The sequence below is a fragment of the Congregibacter sp. genome (genome assembly GCF_965662665.1).
In the GTDB taxonomy this organism is placed as follows: domain Bacteria; phylum Pseudomonadota; class Gammaproteobacteria; order Pseudomonadales; family Halieaceae; genus Congregibacter.
Genome location: NZ_CBFIIF010000003.1, coordinates 63398 through 81811, shown reverse-complemented (window position 1 = coordinate 81811; position 18414 = coordinate 63398). Strand labels below are relative to the sequence as shown.

Annotated in this window: 17 protein-coding genes; 9 read left to right on the top strand and 8 right to left on the bottom strand. The window is 55.6% G+C overall.

What is annotated here, in order from left to right; genetic code table 11:
* Positions 1-90 precede the first annotated feature (90 nt).
* The 6 genes from ACTG39_RS02240 (at position 91) to ACTG39_RS02215 (ending at position 6553) form a co-directional block, all read left to right on the top strand.
* Complete coding sequence (locus ACTG39_RS02240; RefSeq protein WP_439105895.1) at positions 91-1017, top strand: NAD-dependent epimerase/dehydratase family protein; 927 nt, start codon at positions 91-93, stop codon at positions 1015-1017.
* On the top strand, positions 1007-2053 hold the full coding sequence (locus ACTG39_RS02235) for an MraY family glycosyltransferase (protein WP_439105894.1): 1047 nt from the start codon (positions 1007-1009) through the stop codon (positions 2051-2053). Before ACTG39_RS02240 ends, ACTG39_RS02235 begins: the two co-directional genes overlap by 11 nt.
* 84 nt (positions 2054-2137) lie before the next feature.
* Complete coding sequence (locus ACTG39_RS02230; RefSeq protein WP_439105893.1) at positions 2138-4171, top strand: polysaccharide biosynthesis protein; 2034 nt, start codon at positions 2138-2140, stop codon at positions 4169-4171.
* 97 nt (positions 4172-4268) lie between these two features.
* A complete protein-coding gene (locus ACTG39_RS02225) occupies positions 4269-5228 on the top strand; it encodes a DHH family phosphoesterase (protein ID WP_439105892.1) in 960 nt (319 codons plus the stop codon).
* Between the two features lie 5 nt (positions 5229-5233).
* Positions 5234-6154, top strand: coding sequence for a LysR family transcriptional regulator (locus ACTG39_RS02220; RefSeq protein WP_439105891.1), 921 nt, complete (start codon positions 5234-5236; stop codon positions 6152-6154).
* A gap of 72 nt (positions 6155-6226) precedes the next feature.
* Positions 6227-6553, top strand: a complete 327-nt coding sequence (locus tag ACTG39_RS02215) for a hypothetical protein (RefSeq protein ID WP_439105890.1) — start codon at positions 6227-6229, stop codon at positions 6551-6553.
* Between the two features lie 123 nt (positions 6554-6676).
* Here ACTG39_RS02215 and ACTG39_RS02210 read toward each other — a convergent pair whose 3' ends face one another.
* From ACTG39_RS02210 to ACTG39_RS02200, 3 genes are all read right to left on the bottom strand, one after another.
* Entirely contained in the window at positions 6677-7093 is a 417-nt protein-coding gene (locus ACTG39_RS02210) for a DUF6524 family protein (RefSeq protein WP_439105889.1), read from the bottom strand.
* Positions 7094-7188: 95 nt separating this feature from the next.
* Positions 7189-8232 (bottom strand): NADP(H)-dependent aldo-keto reductase, encoded by a 1044-nt coding sequence (locus ACTG39_RS02205; RefSeq protein WP_439105888.1) that lies wholly within the window; start codon positions 8230-8232, stop codon positions 7189-7191.
* A gap of 63 nt (positions 8233-8295) precedes the next feature.
* Positions 8296-9234: a cation diffusion facilitator family transporter gene (locus tag ACTG39_RS02200; protein WP_439105887.1), complete on the bottom strand. Its 939-nt coding sequence runs from the start codon at positions 9232-9234 to the stop codon at positions 8296-8298.
* A 360-nt stretch (positions 9235-9594) separates the two neighbouring features.
* On the opposite strand from ACTG39_RS02200, the gene ACTG39_RS02195 reads away from it, so the two are divergent.
* On the top strand, positions 9595-11433 hold the full coding sequence (locus ACTG39_RS02195; RefSeq protein ID WP_439105886.1) for a TonB-dependent receptor plug domain-containing protein: 1839 nt from the start codon (positions 9595-9597) through the stop codon (positions 11431-11433).
* 16 nt (positions 11434-11449) lie between these two features.
* Here ACTG39_RS02195 and ACTG39_RS02190 read toward each other — a convergent pair whose 3' ends face one another.
* Positions 11450-12115 (bottom strand): glutathione S-transferase, encoded by a 666-nt coding sequence (locus ACTG39_RS02190; protein WP_439105885.1) that lies wholly within the window; start codon positions 12113-12115, stop codon positions 11450-11452.
* Between the two features lie 206 nt (positions 12116-12321).
* Between ACTG39_RS02190 and ACTG39_RS02185 the strand changes: the two genes are divergently transcribed.
* Positions 12322-13458 carry a porin gene (locus ACTG39_RS02185; protein ID WP_439105884.1) on the top strand — a complete coding sequence of 379 codons (1137 nt, stop codon included), beginning with the start codon at positions 12322-12324 and terminating at the stop codon, positions 13456-13458.
* A gap of 70 nt (positions 13459-13528) precedes the next feature.
* Here ACTG39_RS02185 and ACTG39_RS02180 read toward each other — a convergent pair whose 3' ends face one another.
* Together ACTG39_RS02180 and ACTG39_RS02175 are read right to left on the bottom strand one after the other, a co-directional pair.
* Positions 13529-13888 carry a GFA family protein gene (locus ACTG39_RS02180; protein WP_439105883.1) on the bottom strand — a complete coding sequence of 120 codons (360 nt, stop codon included), beginning with the start codon at positions 13886-13888 and terminating at the stop codon, positions 13529-13531.
* Positions 13889-14008: 120 nt separating this feature from the next.
* The gene (locus tag ACTG39_RS02175) at positions 14009-15085 is read right to left on the bottom strand and encodes a dipeptidase (protein WP_439105882.1); all 1077 of its coding nucleotides are present in this window, start codon (positions 15083-15085) and stop codon (positions 14009-14011) included.
* A gap of 41 nt (positions 15086-15126) precedes the next feature.
* On the opposite strand from ACTG39_RS02175, the gene ltaE reads away from it, so the two are divergent.
* On the top strand, positions 15127-16203 hold the full coding sequence (gene ltaE, locus ACTG39_RS02170; protein WP_439105881.1) for a low-specificity L-threonine aldolase: 1077 nt from the start codon (positions 15127-15129) through the stop codon (positions 16201-16203).
* Between the two features lie 14 nt (positions 16204-16217).
* On the opposite strand, the gene recQ is transcribed toward ltaE, so the two are convergent.
* Together recQ and ACTG39_RS02160 are read right to left on the bottom strand one after the other, a co-directional pair.
* The gene (gene recQ / locus ACTG39_RS02165) at positions 16218-18047 is read right to left on the bottom strand and encodes a DNA helicase RecQ (protein WP_439105964.1); all 1830 of its coding nucleotides are present in this window, start codon (positions 18045-18047) and stop codon (positions 16218-16220) included.
* 80 nt (positions 18048-18127) lie between these two features.
* Positions 18128-18325 carry a hypothetical protein gene (locus ACTG39_RS02160; RefSeq protein WP_439105880.1) on the bottom strand — a complete coding sequence of 66 codons (198 nt, stop codon included), beginning with the start codon at positions 18323-18325 and terminating at the stop codon, positions 18128-18130.
* Positions 18326-18414 lie beyond the last annotated feature (89 nt).

The window sequence follows — 18414 nt, the reverse complement described above, 5'->3', positions numbered from 1 at the left end:
ACTCAAGCCGCAAGGGGGCATTGCCCCCTTTATTTCTTCGTCCCATACGCGCACCATTCTGCCGCGACAGTTGAATGGGGAGAGTGGGGCGTGCATTGCCTGGTTACAGGAGGAAACGGCTACATCGGGCGAGCGTTGTTGCCAGCTCTCGCTCAGCAAGGATATCGGTTGAGCGCGCAGGGCCGCCCTGCGACAGTTCCAGTCTGTCACGATCCTGATGTCCGCTTCCTTGAAAGTGATTTTGGTGCCGCCCACTGGGAACTTCCGCTTGAGGGTGTGGATGTGCTCTTTCATCTCGCGGGCATTGCTCATCAGCAGGGCAGTGTGGATGGGTATCAGGCCGTGAATCTTGATGCGTCTTTAGCCTTGGCGAGAAAAGCCATTGCGGCTGACGTTAAGCGCTTAGTCTTTGTGAGCACTGTCAAAGCCGCAGCCGCTGAGTACGATGAGAGCGGGGATTTGCTGCCCATCTCAAAAGCGAGCAGCCCCTATGCGCAATCCAAGGCACTTGCCGAGGAGGGATTGCGTCGCTTGTGTGACAACGCTGCATTGGAACTCGTGATTGTTCGCCCGGCATTAGTTTACGGTGAAAATGTACTGGGTCATCTTCGTTGGCTGCGTCGTTGGACGGCCCTCCATTTACCGGCACCACCACCCGGAGGCGAGCGCAGCATGATCGCATTGGCTGATCTCGTACGTCTCCTGTCAGGTCTCGCCGTGTCGACTCTGGAGACGCCTGCACTGTTTACCGCGACGGATGGTGAGCGTTACAGCACGCAAAGGCTGCACGCCGCGCTGTGTGAGGCAATGGGACGACAACCCTGGCTGCCCACCCCGCCAGCTCTTGTATGGAGAACACTGTGTCGAACACTCGATACCGTTCGAGGAGAAACTGCTGGGTGCACCTGGGACCGAATGACCGCGGATGATTATTATCGCCCGGAGGGACTCGAATCTCTGGGTTTTTCACCGTCGCTGAATTTCGAGTCCAGCCTGAGAGTCGCCAATGGCACTTGATGCGGGGTTGAAGGGGCTCGATGCCGGGCTTGGGGCTCTCAGCCCTGAGCTAAAACTGCTTGGCATCGGGCTGTTTACCCTTGTGCTCGCGCTGGTGGCAGTTGCGGTCTATCTGCCACTGGCGAGGCATATGCGTTTGCTCGATTCGCCGAATCATCGAAGCGCGCATGTCGTCCTGACACCGAGTTCCGGCGGTCTGGCAATTGTTGCAACTATTGTAATTAGCTTGATGGTGACACTGTTGTTGGGTAGCGGACTCCTTAGTGATGCGCCTGCACGGACAATGCTACTGACGCTTGTTGTGCTTTGCGCGCTGGGAGCCTGGGATGACCTGAGGCCACTGGCGGTGGGCGTGCGTCTCGTCGCTTTTCTGCTGCTGTCTGCATTTGCTGTGCTGGCTTATCTGGACTCCGCGCGCCTGAGCTTTTGGATCTGGCCGCTACTGGTGGTCGCCTTCGCCTGGCTGCTCAATCTTTACAATTTCATGGATGGCATAGACGGCCTCGCTGCTTTGCAAACGGTGCTGGTGGCGGCAGAAATGCTAGCGCTGGGTTTTGTTGTCGGCGCAGAGAATGACTATCTCATGCTCTGTGCGATTGTGGCGGCTGCCTATGCCGGGTTTCTTGTGTTCAACTGGCCCCCCGCAAAACTCTTCATGGGCGATGCCGGAAGTCTCAGTGCTGGTTTGCTATTGGGGTGGTTGGGGCTCTGGGCGTGGAGAGACGCTCATCTATCCCCGGTTGTGTGGCTATTGTTGATGAGCCCTTTTCTGTTGGATACGGCTAGCACATTGGTGCACAGGGCGATGAGATCTGAGCCGCTGGCGCAGGCGCACAGTGAACACTGTTATCAGCGTCTCGCCCGACACTGGCAATCTCACAGGAAGGTCGATTCGGCGTTATTGCTGCTGCACGTTGGCTGGCTAATACCGCTGGCACTGATCGCAGTTTTGAACCTAATTTCTGAATGTACGTTACTGACCCTGGGATTATTCCCGCAACTCTTTCTCATAGCGAAATTGCGTCGTTTGAAGTAAGCTTCGTATCTTGAGTCGGCATGAAATATAGCGTGTCCAATTAAAAGCCGACAAGCGCATAACCAGCGCGGAGTGATTATACGATTGAATAAACCGGCCCAAAATCTGGTGGATAAAGTGCGCGCAACAGTGGACATTATCGTCCAGCTAGTGCTCCGCATTGTAGAAGTTCCTCGCAACGTCAAGCAGGCAATGGTCCTGGGCGTGGATATGGGCTTTGTGGCGCTGTCGCTCATTGTTGCCTTCGGTTATCCCTTCGCTTCATTTTCACAGGCTCCCGGCAGTGTAGAGCTCTTCTGTGCGGCGCTCACCATGCTGGCCAGCGCCGTCGTCTTCCTGCGTATGGGCCTCTATCGAGCGATTATTCGCTTTATGGGTCAGCAGGCGATCTGGACCATCATCCAGGCTGTGAGCTACTCAACGCTGGCCCTTGGTGCTGCGATATTTTTCACGCAGGCTGATGTGCCGCGTTCCATGCCTTTTGTGTATTGGGCGATGGCAATGTTTACCATTGGCGGTGCGCGCCTGATCGTTCGCGCGGGTTATCAGGCACGACTGCGCTCCAGTGGCAAGAATGTTCTGATCTATGGCGCCGGTGAATCAGGTCGTCAACTGCTGACTGCGCTGCATCATGGTGATCAGTACCGCGTCGTCGCCTTTGTGGACGATGATCCCAGAGCGCAACACTCGGTGATTAATGGCCTGCAGGTGATTTGGCCCCGCGATCTCGAACGTCTCATTGAGCAGCATGCGATCACGCAGGTGTTGCTAGCGATACCGTCGGCTTCTGCAGAGCGGCGACGGGAGATCATTAACTCCCTGGTCGGCTTGCCCGTGCATGTACGTACCGTCCCCAAGATCAATGAACTGGTGGGTGGCGCCGCGATGGTCAGCCAGATTCAGGATATTGATCTGGATGATCTTCTGGGGCGCGATCCAGTGCCTCCCCATCCCGAGCTTATTGACCGCTGTATCACCGATAAGGTGGTTATGGTTACCGGTGCCGGAGGGTCTATCGGCGCTGAGCTTTGCCGTCAGATTCTCGAGGCGGGGCCGAAGCAGATTGTGCTTCTGGACAATTCTGAGTATGCCCTTTACCGCATTGAGCGTGAGCTGAAGGACATTTTGACCAAGATGCAGATCCATGTGGATACGGTCTGCTTATTAGGTTCAGTAAGAGATCAGCTGCGGATGGAGACTATCTTCCGCACATTCTCGGTACAGACTGTGTATCACGCAGCCGCCTACAAGCACGTGCCTATGGTTGAACACAATGTGGCTGAGGGCGTGGCAAACAATGTCTTTGGTACCTGGCATGCGGCAGAAGCGGCACGCCTGGCGAACGTAGAGACCTTTGTGCTGATCTCTACGGACAAAGCCGTTCGTCCCACCAATATCATGGGTGCTTCCAAGCGCTTTGCAGAATTGATTTTGCAGGGCCTGGCTGGCGAAGAGAGCGCGACACGTTTTTGTATGGTTCGCTTTGGAAACGTGCTCGGTTCCTCGGGCTCGGTGGTCCCTTTGTTTCGTGAGCAGATCGAGTCCGGTGGGCCTGTTACGGTTACGCATCCTGAGGTATCGCGATACTTCATGAGTATTCAGGAAGCTGCTCATCTGGTGCTGCAGGCCAGCGCTATGGGTACGGGCGGCGACGTCTTCGTATTGGACATGGGTGAGCCGGTTCGCATTGTAGATCTCGCAAAACGTATGATTCGTTTGAGCGGACATGAGGTAGGTACTGGGCGGGATAAGTTCGATGCGGTAGATATCGACTTTATCGGTCTGCGACCCGGAGAGAAACTTCATGAGGAGCTCTTGCTGGGCTCATCGGTCAGCGGTACGGGGCACCCCATGATCATGCGAGCTGAAGAGGAATGCCTCTCTCACGGCCAGGTGAATGTGGCGCTCGGGGAGTTGATTCAGCGCTGTGATGCGATGGACTGTCAGGGCATTACCGAAGTACTTCGAGAAGCCGTGAGCGGTTTCGCTAATCACGAAATTCGTCACGACCACATCTGGGTGAAGCAGGGACGAGCCGGTAAGCGCCGCGCTCTGCCAGCGGAAACCGAGGCCGCGAATGTGAAAAAGCTGTTCCCCAACTCGGCGGTTGACGCTTGACTCGTAGGTATTTGGGCTAGCCCCTCTAGCTTGGCTTACGCTGATGTTAGCGGCGTCTGTCTCGACCGGCTCCACAACTCACGTCATACTGGGCTGCATGAAAAACTTCGATGTGTTTAACGGCGATGCCGACGGCATCTGTGCGCTGCTGCAGTTGCGCCAGTCCATGCCGCTGGATGCGGAACTGGTCACGGGTGTAAAGCGCGATATTCAGCTACTGGATGTTCTTGATCCTGCGGTAGCTTCCCGGGTGACAGTTCTGGACATTTCTCTGGATAAAAATCGCGAGCCCCTTGAGGGATTACTGCATGCGGGTGCACATGTCTTCTACTGTGATCACCACTTTGCAGGGGATATCCCCGAACACCCTAACCTGGAGGCGCTGATCAATACAGCGCCGGACGTGTGCACAAGCCTATTGGTCAATGGTCATTTACGCGGGGCTTATGCTCACTGGGCCGTTGTGGGAGCCTTTGGCGATAATCTTGATGACAGCGCCAGGGCCGTAGCCCGAACCCTTGAGTTAGATGCGGAAACCGTTGATCTGTATAAGCGATTGGGTACCTACGTAAACTACAACGGTTATGGTGCGGCTCTTAGCGACTTGCACTTTCATCCGGCGGAGCTCTATCAGTTGATGCGTGGTTACACCGAGCCCCGCCTGTTCGTTCAGGACGCAGTCTCGAGCTTTGAAAAACTCGAACAAGGTTACGAGGGGGATATGAGTAGTGCGTCAACCCTTAACCCCGAGTGGGAGAGCGATTCGGCTGCGCTTTTTTTGTTGCCCGATGCACCCTGGTCGCGGAGGGTTAGCGGTGTCTACGGGAATGCGCTTGCCAACGCGACCCCAGCGCGGGCTCACGCGGTACTGACACAAAAGGCAAATGGTGGGTTTCTCGTGAGTGTTCGGGCGCCGCTGAGTGACAAGCGCGATGCAGACACGCTATGTCGTCAGTTTGATACCGGCGGTGGTCGTGCCGCCGCGGCGGGAATTAACGATTTGCCGGGTGATCAGCTGGGCTCATTCATTGACGCGTTTTCGGCGATTTACTCCTAAGCGACATGGATTGGGATGACTTAAAGATTCTTTTGGCCCTGTCGCGGAAGCGCTCGGCGAGAGGCGCAGCGCAGTTATTGGGCGTGAGTAACTCCACAGTGACGCGTCGACTGGATGACTTTGAACGAGACCTGGGCTCGCGTTTGTTTGATCGCACTCCCGAGGGTTATCGCATGACCCAGGCCGCGGAGAACCTGCTGCCTACCGCTGAGCATGTCGAGGAACTCATGCTGGCTGCGGAGCGTCAAGTCACGGGAACGGACCAGGAATTGGAGGGCAGAATCCGTCTAACGCTCCCACCTGCAAGCGGATTTAGCGTGTTAATGCCGCGGCTGGCGCAGTTTGCGGATGATTATCCCGGGATCGATCTTGAGATAATTAGTAGTCCGGATGCATTGGATTTAGGGCGCCGCGAAGCCGACATAGCCATTCGCGTATTTCGCACAGGTACCTCACCACCAGATAACCTTATCGGGCGCAAAATCTCGGCAATGACGGCCTCGGCCTATGTGCACCGTGACCTCCTCAATCCGGATAACCCCGAGGACGTCAGCCACCTTAACTGGATCGGCTTGCACGGCAATAACTACGATGATTCCTGGAGAAAGCTCTGTGAAAACGGGCACTTACCCGTGAGGCACGCGGTTTCTGCGATAACGCTGCAAGTAGAGGCGGTGCGCTCCAGAATGGGCATGATGTTCGCACCCTGCGCCATGTTCAGAGATGATCCTGAGTTCGTCCGAGTACCCGGAGAGACCGTGCATCACTATCTGGATCTCTGGGTATTAACCCACAAGGATTTGCGACTGTCGGCACGTATGCGAATTCTTCGGGAAATCCTCGCCGAAGAGCTGTCTCAGCTTCGACCATACTTCGATAGCTGTTGCGAAGATGAAGAGGGTGTTGCAAAAATGCAGCACGCTTAGTCAATAGCGGCTATAACACTTCGATTATGCAGCACCTATAGTATCTCCAAGCAACCACTCAGGAGATCGGCCATGAAAAAAGTCCTCGTTTCAACTATCGGTATTATTCTTGCCACGGGCGCAGTCTCTGCCTTCGCAGGAAAGCAAGATCGTGAAAATCTCGCGCAGTGCAAAGCAGACATTGAGTCTTATTACGGTGATAGCACACGCATTCGACTGCGCAGCATTAAGCGCAGTGCCGGTGAAACCCACCTGCGTCTTATGGTTAACCCTAAAGACGGCGAGAACACGGTTGTCGTTTGCTCTGTAAGCACTGATGGAGCCAGTAGCCTGGCAACAGGCGATGGTGTCGCTCTGACGTCTCCGGACGCCGAAGAGAAGGTAAGTTTCGCCAAGTAAAAATTGAGTGCCCCTGCGATCGGGGCCTTTTTAACCCCCTCGGGCGCTGGGCTCTGGGCGCTGGGAGTTGAAAGTAGCGACCGCTCTGTCCCGGAACCCAGGTTCCGGGTTTTTTTTGCCTGTTTAGTCTTCGACGTCGTCGACGTCGAGTTGCCCGCTCATTTTGCGTCTCAGGTGCGACCAGGACATGCCTGCTGCCAATAGCAGCGAGACCAAAAGCAGTGCCAGCCAGGTGAGTGCCCCCGTAGACTCAGTGCTCAGCAAACCAAGATCAATGAACAGCCAGATCATGCAGCCGAACAAGGCGGCGCCGAGCACGATCCCCAGCCAGCCCAGAGAGTTGAAGGTAGCGCGAAGATAGACCAACCAGGCGATGATAAGGGCCACGCCCACCAAAGCCGGTAGCGGCCCAAAACTGAAGTTTTCCGATAATAGCCAGCCAACATAAGAAAAGGCCGTTGGATTGTAGGTACCAAACACCAGTGCGACGGCAAACAACCATCTGATCAAAAAGCTGTCTAAGCCAAAAGACTGTGCCATGCCTTACTATCCGTTTTTTTTCGTCTGACTTGTACTGCGGCCTCATAGCCTAAGCTAGAGCAAACTGCTCCCTTAGGCAATCGTGGCGGCGCTGATTAGGGCGCAGGTATGGGGTACTGTTGATGAAGCGCTTCGATATTTTTTAGCAGCTCTCTATCGAGTGTAATGTCTACGCTGGCGATGTTTGTGCGCAGCTGATCCATGGTGGTGGCGCCGATGATGTTGCTGCTAGTGAACTGCCGGCTGTTTACAAATGCCAGCGCCATTTGTGCGGGGTCCAGGCCTGCATCCCGAGCAAGAGCCACATAGGCTTCTGTGGCGGCTTCGGACTGGGGGTTGCTGTAACGGCTGAAACGTTCAAAGAGCGTAAGCCGAGCGCCGGCGGGGCGAGCGCCGCCGGCATATTTGCCGCTTAGCATGCCAAAGGCCAGTGGGGAGTAGGCTAGCAGTCCGGCCTTCTCGCGAATGGCCATTTCTGCCAGACCGAGTTCGAAGCTGCGATTGAGAAGGCTGTAAGGGTTTTGAATCGACTGCACGCGGGGCAGGTCTTTCTCGCGAGATATCCGCAAATACTCCATGAGACCCCAGGGCGTCTCGTTGGAGATGCCGATCGCGCGTACCTTGCCTGCCTTGACGAGTTCCCCGAGTGCCGAGAGTGTTTCCTCGATGGCTATGCCATCGTCGTCCCGGTGACGATATCCGAGCTGTCCAAAGAAGTTGGTTATGCGCTCTGGCCAATGTACCTGGTACAAGTCCACATAGTCGGTTTGGAGTCGTTGGAGTGAGCCATCTATTGCAGTGTGAATTTGCTCCCGGGAAAGTCGCGGTCCTTGGCGAAGGTGATCAAAATCACCTCCTGGCAGGCTCCTTCCAGAGACCTTTGTGGCTATCACCAGATCATCACGTTTGCCTCGGGCTTGCAGCCAGCGGCCAATAATACGTTCGGTGTCTCCCTGGGTCTCGGCGCGTGGCGGTACGGGATACATCTCTGCGGCATCAAAGAAGTTAACCCCTTGGTCAACGGCATAGTCCATCTGTTGCGCCGCTTCGTCGTAACTGTTCTGCTCACCGAAGGTCATAGTCCCCAGACATATGAGGCTGATGTCGATGTCGGTGCTTCCCAGTTTTTTATAGTGCATGCGTTTTGGTTCCCTATTGTTGTGGAAGTGGTGTTTGGAGCGGGTATAGGTTTAGTCGTCTGTTTACCAGCGCTGGAGCTCTGTGACACCCTCGGGATCTTGGTGCACCACTATATCTGCGCCGGGGAACTGTTCAAAGATAGCTGATTCGACTTCTTCGGCAATGCGATGCGCCTCAAGAAGCGAAATCTCCGCATCCATTTCCAGGTGTAGCTGAATGATAGGCGTACGGCCTGATTGACGCGTGCGCAGATCATGCATCCCCCGCACCGACGGGTGATTAAGCGCAATCTCCGTGATCGCTTGTTGCTGTGCTAGGGGTAACTCTCTGTCCAGGAGCTCATTTAAGGCAAGGCGAAGAATGCCCCGCGTCGACACTAACAGGTAAGTGGCGATAAAAATGGCGAATATGGGATCGGCCCGGGTGACGCCTTGCGCCGCGAACACCAGCGCGAGGAGGGTTGCTGCATTACTCAGTAAATCTGCGCGGTAATGCACGGAATCCGCATGGATGGCAGTGGACCCCGTGCGGCGCACGACATGGGTCTGGAACAGGACCAACGCTGTGGTGATGAGTACGGCTAACAGCATCACGATGACCCCCGACCTAACGGCAAGAATCGGCTCCGGCGTGATCAATCGATGAATAGCCTCATGGATGAGGAAGGCGCAGGTCGCCAGGATAAACGCCGCTTGAAACAGAGCAGCGAGAGATTCAGCTTTGCCGTGCCCAAAACGGTGATTTTTGTCCGCAGGAGTCAGGGCGTAGCGCACCGCCACCAGATTGATCAGCGATGCGCCTGCGTCCATACAGGAGTCCAGCAGGGAAGCGAGGAGGCTGACGGCGCCGGTGTTGGCATAGGCAACAAATTTAATAGAAATCAACAGGCAGGCAGCGGCTACCGAGGCAAAGCTTGCGAGTTTCAAAAGTCGCCTTGCCTGCGCTTCGGGGGCCTTGGTGTCTTTGCTCTCGGCGTTCATTACCTGGTAAGTGTTGCCCACTTGCCTCCTTCAAACAATCCCTGCTCGCGTGGCGAGATACGCGTGCTTAAGGACTTGCCAAGGGTTTAAGTTCGCGGCCTGAATGCGTACAGTCGCACCCTCAAATCAAGACGCGATTCAATCACCATGTCTGCAACACACTATACGGCCTCCGCACTCAGGTGCCTGGGCGTCGTATTCGTTCTTTTGACCACGAGTAATGTCGCTGTAACGCGATCAGTGGCGCGCACTCAGAGTGGGAAGAAGGCGCGGTCTTTGAGGTTATTGCGGCGCAGGTCGAGCTCAGTCGCTAGAGTTTTTCCGCCTTCCTGGGCATCTCTCCCGGTTTCTCTCTCGACAGTGTGTTTTGGTCTCGCTTGCATGCTGGGTGCATCGCTGGTGCAGGCAGCCGACCTGGAGGAAGTGCAGGTGGTGGGCCGTCGGGATGTTTTTGCACCTGCCCTGGGGGCAAATACTACTCAAGTTATCGCCTTCGATGAGCAAGTCTCAATGAATCGCACCGTGGGTGACTGGATTGAGCAGCTACCCGGAGTGAGTCTAAATGGCCAGGGCGGCTTGTTTCAGGCTTACAGTATTCGTGGCTTTAGCCGTTGGCGCGTTCGCACGGAGCTCAATGGAGTCCCGATTATTACTGACCGGCGCGCGGGCAACTCGACATCCTTTGTCCCTCCCGATCTTATTGCGCAGGTCGCGGTGGATAGATCTGCCTCCTCGACCCTCTACGGATCTGGTGCCATGGGTGGCGTAGTGAGCGTAGACACGCGTCCAGCGTATGGCTGGTCTGTGAAAGCCGAGGGCGCGAATAACGGTGATCAGTTTGCGTTAACCGCGCTAACAGGCAGTGCCAGCGGAGTTTCGGCGGGCATCAGCGTGCGCAGGGCCGACGATGCCGATGACCCCAACGAAGACCTTCTCAATACGGGTTTTGAACAGCTCGCAGGTGTGCTGGCGGGAGATACCGACCTCGGCAGCTTGAGCCTGAACTACAGCTGGCTGGGAAGCCTTGGCCGGGACATTGGTAAGAGCAATGCACTATTTCCGGAGCGACGGGTGAGTAGTTATCCCGAGGACCAACACTCAGTGGCCCAGGTGGAGTTACGCTCCGGTAGCGATTGGTTCCTCCGCGGCTATCATCATTTTCAGGATTGGCAGGCAGACGTCGAGCGGGTTGGCGAACGACGAAATCTGACTGATTACCGCGCCCATACGGTGGGGGGGCTATTCCAGGCTTCTACTGCGTTGCTTTCGGGCAGTGGTAGCCTTGGTCTGGAGTGGGTAGCTCGTCGCGGCGTATCCATTGACGATCGTGAGTACAGTCCCGACGGAGAGCTTCTCATTGCACAGCAACTGGTTTCGGGCGATGAAGATACGCTGGCGGCATTTGCCGATCAGCAATGGTTTTGGGGTGAGCTGGGTGTCAGCGCGGGGCTTCGCTATGACGGTATTTCTCAGTCCTCCGACACTGGCGAAGATTCCGACGGGCAGTGGTCTGCCAGTGCCGCCATGGATTATGGCTTTGACGACAATTGGTCGCTCCGGGGTGAGTTGGCTACGGGGTTTCGCTTTCCCGGACTGAGCGAGCGATATTTCAATGGTACGACGCCCCGGGGAGAGGTATTGGGTAACCCGGATTTGAAAGCCGAAACGCGGCGCAGTGCGGAACTGGGTTTGAGCTTTGCACCGCCATCTTCGGCGCTGGGTGCCGGGTTTTCTGTGTACTACAGTGATCTTGAGGATTACATAGAACGTTATACGGTGGGCCCGGAATTAGTCTCTTACCGGAATTTGGACGGCGCAAGTATTCAGGGTCTTGAGCTCGATTTGAGTTTTCAGACCGGCGCTGTGAATCACCGCTTGAGCTATCAGTGGCAGAAAGGTGAAGACGACGATGGCAACACACTGGCGGATCTCAATCCCCCGGGCATGCGCTACTTTTTGAGTTGGGAGCATCAGCGCCGCGGGTTTTACAGTGACTTGAGCTTTCGTCAGTCCAGGGATGAGTTTGGCGCAGATGAAGTGCCCTTAGACTCAGCCTTGATATGGAATGCCCGGTTTACTCAGGAGATGGCCCGTCATTGGAGCGCCGAGCTCTTTTTGAGCAACATCCTGGATGAGGAGTACCGTTCTACCGCGGATGATGTCGCACCGCTTCAGCCGGGAAGGACTGTCGGCATTCGTCTGGAGTGGCGCAAGAGCTAAACGGACTTGCGAGTGACTAGGGTAACTCAGGAAGTATCACGCCTGCTTGTTCGGGAGTCCATCTAGGGTATTTTTGCATGACCGCCTTAAACAAGGGGGAGTCCAAATGGGTATCCAGCCAGCATCGCAGATGTGGGTAGGGCGACTGATCAAACCACCCTCTGTCGACGCCGGCAAACTGGCGAATAAACGGGAAGATTGCCACGTCTACAAAACCTTTTTCTGCTCCTGCGAGCCACGCCGTTTTTTCTAAGCGCAGGTCGAGCTTCACTAAAAAGCCGTTAGCCTGATCCCGATACCATTGCGCTGAGTGCTCCGGGTATCGGTCGGCGTACTTGTATCTGTCCAACAGGGACTTAAAGGCGCCGTCATTTTCGCTGAGGAGATCATCGCGGTCTTCTAGTAAATCAGTGGTCAACCAGTCCTGAGGATCGGCCTGTTCCAGCGCCCAACGCATGACATCAATACTTTCATCGATCACTCTGCCACCAGGGAGTACCAATACCGGCACAGTACCTTTTTCTGAGGCCGCCAGCATGGCTGCGGGTTTATCCTTGAGCAAGACCTCACGCAGTTCGACTTTTACACCGGCATACGCGAGTGTCATGCGCGCACGAATGGCGTAGGGGCAGCGTCGAAAACTGTACAAAAGAGGAAGTCCTGAAGGACCTTGCACGCTCATGGTGGATGGTCGCGATACTTGTTGTGTCGACCGCGACTCTACAACCTAGTCACGCTGGGGCGCAAATGGCCGGCGCTCGCCGTGGAAACCGGCTGCTCCGGGTGTTTGCTGTGATCGCGTCAATGATAGTGCGTGGAACCAGAGCCTTGGGTGAAGACTGTTTTTCACGAGAAACCCCTTCGATAACAAGGTTTGGAACCTCCAGCTTGTTAGCGTTCCGCTTGCTTTTGCTTGGCCTGTTTGTGCACGGCGCTATGTCTCATGCTCAATCGGCGCCTAAGCCGTCTTTTGACAGTGTCTGGAGCGCCGCGAGTCTCTACGAATCAGACAATCCTGATTCCTTCCTACACAGCGTAACTTTGAGTGGGCGTCTTCAGGCGGATGCCGCACTTTTTGATGCGGATCAGGGGCGCTTCGAAGACCTGCTGTGGCGACGTTTTCGCTTTGGTTTCAAGGCGGAACTGGGGGAGAACTGGTTGCTGCATATCGAGGGAGATTGGGATCTCAACGCTAATACGAGTAGGAGCGACGATGATACTGACGAATCGTTTAACCGGTTTACCGATGCCTATGTCGCCTGGACACCTCGCGAAAACCTGCAGATTAAAGTGTTTAAGCAGTCTGTAGGTTTCACTCTTGATGGTGCGACCTCCTCTACAAAGCTGTTGACCTTGCAGCGCAACAATCTCACTAACAACCTATGGTTCACCTCAGAGTATTTCACCGGTGTCTCTGTAGCGGGGGAGACCGAATCACACTGGGGATGGAAAGCCGGCCTGTACTCCGCTGAGAGCAATGAGGATTTTGGTCTCTTTGAAGCGGGCGCCTTTACTTTGCTTTCCTTGGGTCGTGATTTTTCAGACGCACTCTCTTCCGATCGAGCTGATATTCGAGTGGACTATGTGCGAAACAAAGAAAGAGAGGGAGCGCAGACACCAGACCTGTCACAGGTGGCTTCTCTTTCAACTAAGTTGGAGTCTGGTAGCTGGGGGCTTTGGAGTGACTTTGCCCTGGGAAATGGCTATGGCGAGCTTAGCGATATGCGCGGTTTGACATTGATGCCTTTTTCTTGGGTTAGCCCTCGGCTTCAGGCTGTGCTCCGCTATACCTGGTTAGAGAGTTCTGAAGATAACGGCGTGCGTCTGGGACGCTACGAGCGAGAGATCGTGGAAGAGCGCGGAGACGAGTATCAGGAGTTCTACGCTGGCCTGAATGTGTTTTTCTATGGACACAAACTGAAGTGGCAGACAGGCCTTCAGTATGCACAGATGCAGGATGCAGCAAACGATGGTGGTGCTTATCGTGGTTGGGGTGTAACCACGGGCCTGCGCGCCTATTGGTAGCTCTTCATTATTTGAGTAACTAATCCTGGCTTCAGAGTGACTTCTGCTCGCCTGATCGTATTGGCCAGCGCTAGTCGAGGAACTGCCAGGTGTCGGCACCGTCGAAGGTGCGGACCTTCAGGTCTTGGGTGATTTGGGGCGGCAGCATACGGGCGTTGACCGCGACGCGCGTTGACTCTGCCGGATCCACGGCATCGTAGTGAGTCATGCAGCCACAGTGTGCACAGTGTTGAAAAGCAATTTGCTTATCGCCCCATATGTACGGCACAAGGGTGTCGCTCGCCGCGGTCACTGACGCTGTCTGTGTGTCATAGAACGCCCAGAGTACGCCGTAGCGTCGACACACTGAGCAGGTGCATTGCGTGAGGGTCTCGGGTGCTGTCTCGATGGTGATCTTTACGGCGCCACAATGGCAGCTGGCTTCAGGCATAAGTTAGTCCCTCTCTGCAGTGTTCTGACTGAGGCGGTCATGTCGCCATCGACTATGTAAACGCCGCCGTCTGCGGTCATGGGGCATGGTTTTGCTCCGCTTATTTATTTTTGGTGGCAATTAGCCGATGGTCTCGCTAAGGAGTCGTAACCAGTTAAGACCCAATAGACGCTCCATATCTCCTGCAGACCATCCACGTCGATCCAGTACGACCATGAGGTTGCGGTAGCGGTCAGGGGTGTCCAGCGCGGGAATCCAAGGGGGCCAGCGCAGTTCATAGCTGGGCTTGAAGAAACCGGTGCGAGGCACGTACCACTCATCGTAGGTTGCCCAGGGTGAAATGCCCTGCGGCGGGTAATCGGTAGAAATGCCGATATGCTCTTTACCCGCGACGTTTACCGCGTGCTCAATATGATCGGCATAGTGCTCTATGGTTGTATCGCCGCCGGGATCAGGTCCGACAAAGTAGCCCAGCGCGATCATGCCAATCACACCTCCTTTTTCAGCGCAGTTACGAATTTGCTCATCGGTTTTCGCCCGGGGATGGGAGCGCAGCGCGTCGCACATAGTGTGGGTGATAGCCACGGGTTGTTTAGAGAACGCGATACCATCCAGCGTCGTCTGATCACCACAATGAGAGAGGTCGATAAGAACGCCGGTGTCGTTCATGCGCTCTACAACTTCCAGCCCAAAGTCTGACAGACCGGCGTTGGTGCGCTCCAGACAGCCATCCCCCACCAGGTTTCTGGCGTTGTAAGTGAGTTGGAACGAGCGCATACCCAATGCGTGTAGCGCATCGATATTATCGACATCACCATTCAGCATGGTTGAGTTCTGGAAGTTCATCATGACTGCCGTTCGATTTGAGTCTTTAGCGCGCTGAAAGTCAGCGGCTTTCAGGGCAGGCATGAGCTTGTCTTCGTTGTCCTTAATGCGGGCGCGCCATTCCACCAGAGCATCGATGGCAGTCTGCAGGTCCTTGCGCGGGAGGCTTTCAATAATGCCGGAGTAGTTTGCCGCGCGTAGCGCCGAGAAAACGTCCTCCCCCCAGTCTTTGCCAAAGCACAGGGCATCGATAACCAGCATGTCATCGTATTTGTCGGCCACGCTAGTGGCGGCAGCCCCGGGCAAAGCGCTGCTAGCCAGCATCGCCGTGGCTCCCTGAAGGAATGTGCGTCGCTTGGTTTTCCAATCCATAGTTTGTTCACCCTAGTGTTCATGGCTATCGAAAGCTGACCGTGGAAGTAAAACCTGTTCCAGGGCCGCCGTCGATAGATTTTTCGTTTACTATTTTGCGCACCACGGATGATGAGTACCCAAAAGCAATGATCGACCTGCGCAGTGACACGGTGACGAAACCCACAGCCGAGATGCTTGAAGTGATGCGTCAGGCGGACACGGGGGACGATGTGTACGGCGAAGATCCCTCGGTGAATGAGTTGGAGCGCTATGCTGCCAAGTTGACGGGCAAGGAAGCCGCTGTGTTTGCGCCCACCGGCACCCAGTCAAACCTCATCGGCCTGCTAAGTCATTGTCAGCGCGGGCATGAGTACATTGTGGGGCACGGAGCGCACACCTATATGTATGAAGGCGGTGGTGCGGCGGTACTGGGGGGTATACAGCCCTGTCCGTTGGCATTTGCTGAAGACGGCTCCCTGCCTCTCGATGCGGTGGAGCGAGCGGTAAAGCCGGATGACGCTCACTTTGCCATTAGCCGTCTGGTGTGTCTGGAGAACACCCAGGGCGGAAAAGTACTGCCTTTGGAGTATCTGCAGCGTTACAGTGAGTTGACCCAGCGATTAGGACTGCGCCGTCATCTCGATGGTGCACGGGTGTTTAATGCTGCTGTAGCGCAGTCTGTGCCCGTCGCAGAAATTTGTCAGCACTTCGATACGGTCTCTCTGTGCTTGTCCAAAGGACTGGCATGTCCTGTGGGCTCCTTACTGGTAGGTGACGAAAGCAGTATTCGCAGCGCGCGCCGTTGGCGGAAGATGCTTGGCGGCGGTATGCGTCAGGCCGGTATTCTTGCAGCGGCAGGTCTCTACGCCCTGAAAAACAATGTCCATCGCTTGCAGGAAGACCATGATAAAGCGCGACGAGTCGGTGAAACATTGGCAAGTTTGCCGGGATTCAACTTAGAGGCAGCGCCACAAACAAACATGGTGATGCTGGCAAGCGACACTGCGGTTGAACCGCTGGAACAGCATTTATTGGAGTCGGGTATCAAAACCTCCGGTACGCGGTGGGTGTTTCATCAGGATGTATCGCATGATGACGTCGACCGCCTGTTGGAGGCCTGTGCGCGATATCGCTGAGCTCCGTATGAGCTTTAACCGGTCCCTTCGCTATTGTTGACCACCCTCAGGAAGGCCTCCGCATACTTATCCCGCTTGCGATCTCCGACTCCGGAAATGGCCGCAAACTCCGTTACATTTTTGGGGCGCTGCTCGCAGATGAGTTGCAGGGTTCGATCGTGGAAAATGATGTAGGGCGGTATACCCTGATCTTCCGCCAGCTGCCGCCGACACTCTCTGAGCGCCTCCCAGAGACCGACGTCAATATGCTCGGGTAATGCGGTTTTGGTAGTGCGTCGCGCGGTGCTTGCCTTGGGATCCTGGCGCAGCAGGACCTCAACCTCCCCTCGGAGAACCCCCCTGGCGGACTCCTGCAGACACAGGGCGCCGAAGCGGGCCATATCCACACTGAGATAGCCCCGTGCGACCAACTGTCGGTATACGGATTTCCACTGCCGCGTGTCCAGCGCCTTGCCGACACCGAAGGTGGGCAGGTAATGATGCTCGTTTTGAAAAATCTTGTCGTTTTCGGATCCGCGAAGGACATCTATAAGGTGGTTAACGCCAAAGCGCTGCCCCGTGCGGTAAACCGCAGACAGCGCCATTTGCGCAGCCTCCGTTCCATCCCAGGTCGCTACGGGGTTGAGACAGCTGTCGCAATTTCCACAGGGTTCCTCACGCTTTTCGTCAAAGTACGCAAGGAGGGCCTGTCTGCGACAGGTTGTCACTTCGCAGAGTCCCAGCATGGCATTCAAGCGGTGTTGCTCTTCTCGCTTGTAAGCATCACTACCCTGGGATTGATCAAGCATCTGGCGCAGCATGATGACGTCCTGCAGGCCATACACCAGCCAGGCATCCGCAGCTTGGCCATCACGGCCAGCGCGCCCCGTCTCCTGATAATAGGCTTCAACTGTTTTGGGTAGGTCGAGGTGCGCAACAAAGCGAACATCAGGCTTATCGATGCCCATACCGAAAGCGATGGTTGCGACAATGATGACGGCATCTTCGCGCAGGAAACGGCGTTGGTGCTCGGCACGAGTCTCCGTGGGAAGTCCCGCGTGGTAGGGCAGGGCATTGAAGCCCTGCTCGACCAGCCAGCGGGCGGTCTCGTCAACGCGTTTGCGTGAAAGACAGTAAACAATCCCAGCATCCTTGTCGTGTTCATCGCGTAAAAAACGCAATAACTGCCCCCGAGGGTTGTCTTTCAGGGCAATGCGATAGCAGATGTTCGGACGATCGAAACTGACCAGAAAGTGATGCGCATCAGTTAATTTCAGCCTCTCGGCGATCTCCTGTCGCGTGCGCGCATCGGCTGTGGCCGTGAGTGCGATGCGTGGCACTCCTGGAAACCGCTCATGCAGCACGCTGAGTTGCAGGTAATCCTCTCGGAAGTCGTGTCCCCACTGCGACACGCAGTGGGCCTCATCAATGGCGAATAGCGCAGGGCTTACCTGGTCAAGGAGTGCCAGCATCCTTGCCTGGAGGAGCCGCTCAGGAGCCACGTAGAGTAAGTCCAGCCGGTCGTCCAGCCAGTCTTGTTCAATGGATCGGGCGTCGTCGGGGTTGAGGCTGGAGTTCAGGAATGCGGCTCGCACGCCCAGTTGCTGCAGCGCCTCAACCTGATCCTGCATGAGTGCAATCAAAGGCGAGACCACGATGGCACAGCCTGTTCGCAGAAGCGCAGGTATCTGGTAGCAAAGAGACTTACCACCCCCGGTGGGCATTATCACCAGGGCGTCCTCGGCGTTTAGCAGGGCGCTTATGATTTCCTGCTGCGGAGCACGAAACGCGGGATAGCCGAACACGTGCTGAAGCGTTTCTAGCGCTTCCGCTGAGTGATCAAGCTGCGTATGCGTTTGTTGCAGTGGCCGTTCCGCTATTTCTGGCTAGCGGTACATGTGCTAGCGATTTATTCGAGTCCAGCGCTGCTCTAGTAATGGGGTGACTAGTTGGCGCTCTTGCTTGCGGATGATTTTGCCTTGGGGGCGGCCATGTTTGCCTGACCACTAACGCCGGACTTAATCTGCTCGATTTCGCCACCTGCTTCGAGGAATGCTTTGACTTTATCTTCCAGGGATGAGGAGGTTTCTACGGCGGCTGGCGGCTTCTTTTTGCCAGCGGTTCTCAGGGGCTTCTTACTCATAACTCTACTGTCGACCTTTTTTGCGGGGACATATAGTAGCAAATTTTCAGGTCAAAAGTCCGCTTCTATCAGTGCTGTTGATAGTGACT

What these genes read in the sequence shown, in the direction of transcription:
- ACTG39_RS02190 (WP_439105885.1), bottom strand. Translation starts at nt 12,115, where the DNA reads ATGAGCGTGCAAGGTCCTTCAGGACTTCCTCTTTTGTACAGTTTTCGA.
- ACTG39_RS02160 (WP_439105880.1), bottom strand. Translation starts at nt 18,325, where the DNA reads ATGAGTAAGAAGCCCCTGAGAACCGCTGGCAAAAAGAAGCCGCCAGCC.
- ACTG39_RS02180 (WP_439105883.1), bottom strand. Translation starts at nt 13,888, where the DNA reads ATGCCTGAAGCCAGCTGCCATTGTGGCGCCGTAAAGATCACCATCGAG.
- ACTG39_RS02205 (WP_439105888.1), bottom strand. Translation starts at nt 8,232, where the DNA reads ATGCACTATAAAAAACTGGGAAGCACCGACATCGACATCAGCCTCATA.
- ACTG39_RS02215 (WP_439105890.1), top strand. Translation starts at nt 6,227, where the DNA reads ATGAAAAAAGTCCTCGTTTCAACTATCGGTATTATTCTTGCCACGGGC.
- ACTG39_RS02225 (WP_439105892.1), top strand. Translation starts at nt 4,269, where the DNA reads ATGAAAAACTTCGATGTGTTTAACGGCGATGCCGACGGCATCTGTGCG.
- ACTG39_RS02175 (WP_439105882.1), bottom strand. Translation starts at nt 15,085, where the DNA reads ATGGATTGGAAAACCAAGCGACGCACATTCCTTCAGGGAGCCACGGCG.
- ACTG39_RS02220 (WP_439105891.1), top strand. Translation starts at nt 5,234, where the DNA reads ATGGATTGGGATGACTTAAAGATTCTTTTGGCCCTGTCGCGGAAGCGC.
- ACTG39_RS02210 (WP_439105889.1), bottom strand. Translation starts at nt 7,093, where the DNA reads ATGGCACAGTCTTTTGGCTTAGACAGCTTTTTGATCAGATGGTTGTTT.
- ACTG39_RS02235 (WP_439105894.1), top strand. Translation starts at nt 1,007, where the DNA reads ATGGCACTTGATGCGGGGTTGAAGGGGCTCGATGCCGGGCTTGGGGCT.
- ACTG39_RS02195 (WP_439105886.1), top strand. Translation starts at nt 9,595, where the DNA reads ATGCTGGGTGCATCGCTGGTGCAGGCAGCCGACCTGGAGGAAGTGCAG.